Source organism: Helicobacter salomonis (assembly GCF_900197775.1).
Lineage (GTDB): Bacteria > Campylobacterota > Campylobacteria > Campylobacterales > Helicobacteraceae > Helicobacter > Helicobacter salomonis.
On record NZ_FZMA01000031.1, the window covers coordinates 1 to 2,256 of the forward strand.

A 2,256-nucleotide genomic window follows, 5' to 3' on the forward strand; every position below is an offset into this window, starting at 1 on the left:
CCCTTTTGAAAACCCCCCAAAAACTGCCCCCCACTCCTCTTTAAGGGCCGCGTTTGGAAAGCCCGGAATAACAGCGGAATTTTTTAACCCCCTTGAGGTTTTTGGGGGGGATAGGGGCAAGGGGGAATACCAACAAGAGCGTATGCGCGCTAGCATTCTCAAACTCAAAGATGTTGCCCAGCTCAGTGCTGAGCAGAGAAGACAAATCTATAGAGATCGCAATTTTGGCACTTCGCTGTTCAACAGCCTCACCATGGACGCTAAGCAGGATTTGCAAGAGTACCAAGAGAGTATCAAGGCTAGACATTTGGTAGCAGATGTCTCTAAGGCCATGGCCTTGTATGACAACATCGCCCAGGAGAAGAACATTTTCAGCATGCTCTTTAGCGATGACCCCAAGCTCAAAGAACAATACCGCGCAGGCGCACAGGCCATCGCCAAAGCAGCGGGCTTTGAGGGGGTGCACTTTGATGAGAAGGGCAAGATGTTTGTGGCTAAGGATGCGCAGCTCTACCAGGTCAATGACAATTTCTTTGATAATTTTAAAACTCTGATTGCGGGCAATGCCTTCTCCATTGTGGGCTCTATGGGGGGAGCTTTGCAGGGGGCTAGCAAGAGAGGGCTGGTAGGGGGCATTGTAGGAGGAGCTCTAGGAGGCTTTGCAGGGGCTGGCATGGATGCAGGTTTGAGCAATTTCATTCTCAATCGAGAGAATAATTTCCAAGAGAATCTAGCCCACATGCTCCAAGAGGGGGCTTTGAGCTTAGTGGCAGACGCTGCCCTAGTGGGGGGCACACATGCGCTCAAAGCCCTTGGCTCTGCTAAATCCCTAGAAGCTCTGGGCAAGTTTAGCGAGTACATTCCTGTGCTAGGGAGCATGAAGCGCGCTTTGGATGGGAATGTGCAGGCTGCTCAACGCTTGATTAACCAAGTTTACACCCCTGAGCAAGAACAGGCCTTAAAGGAGTTTGCCCAAAGCTTTGGAGGGGGGGCACAATTGAGTGTGCACACCAGTCCTCTCACCCAAAGAATGAAGAGTGTCTTTGGAGAAGATAGCACGATGTTTAAAGCCTATGACACGGCTAGCAACATCTTGAGCTTGCCCAAGCACACGCAGCGCCAAGAGGCCTTCATCCAAGCCATCCGCGCGGATGAGAGTGGCAATCTGCTCGCCTTTCTGAGCGAGGCGGCTAATTCCAGCGTGCAGGCCCAGCACACTCTTAAAAGCATTCTGAATAAGACCACCGCCAATTTAGAGCAAGAGTTAAGCAAGCTCAACTTAAATAGAGCAGACATCAAGGGCATCTTTGAGGATTTAGACAAAGGCACTAAAGAGGGCTATGCGGATGCGATGGAGCGTGTGCTCGTGCAAGCCCTAGGAGATCACAAGGTCAAACTCAGCCCGCAGAGTGCCCCAGAAGGGCAAATGAGTTATGCGCAATTCAAACAGAGTTTAAAACAACAAGGGCTTTTGGATGAAGCTAAGAATTTCTTAAACGCTATAGAACACTCGGTGTATAATCCCCAAGGGGTGAGTTTTTCCCAATTAGAGGGGGCGCGCAAATTACTCAATAGTTATTACAAATACACCCAAGACCCCAATCTAAAGGATCACATTCAAAAGGCCTTAGAGGGCTTTTTAAGACGCGACATCAAGCAGGGGGTCAACACTCTCTTTGAGAACATTCCTGAAGCATTCAGGGGCAAATTTAGCCAACTCTTTGAAGTGGCCCTGCAAGATTACGCCACCATGAAGCAGACCTTAAGGCATGTCAAGAAATTGGGCCTAAGAGATGCCCATAAGAGTGAGGAGGAGGCTTTAAACTCTTTGCTCAAATTTGCTAAGGGGCAGGGAGAGGGTGTAGATAATTTCAGCCAATTGGCTAAGGGCTTGAATGCCTCCAATAGAGAGGTGCTAGAGCTGCACATGCTCGAGCGCTTGTTTAAACGCTCCTTAGTGGAAGCACAGGACTTGAGCGTCTTTGATAGCCACCACTTCTTGCAGAATTTAGCCAAACTCAAGGAGGGGACTTTTCAATCTCAAGGAGCTAAGGACTTCATAGAAATTGCTCAAGGTTTTCACAAACTCTTCAACCAAGATGCCCAGATTGCTAGAAGTCTCAAGCCCACTACAGGAGGGAAGATGGGTAGCTCTATTGCCACCTCTGTACAAGGAGCCGCTCAATTTCAAATCACCAAGGCCCTCTTTGACTTTGTAGTGCGCACCATGATCCCCTATATTCCCTTTGCCAAAGC

General features: G+C 49.1%; 1 pseudogene. It reads left to right on the plus strand.

The features are described from left to right. Positions 1 to 2,256: pseudogene (locus tag C6H04_RS05530) on the plus strand (hypothetical protein); the annotation flags it as partial.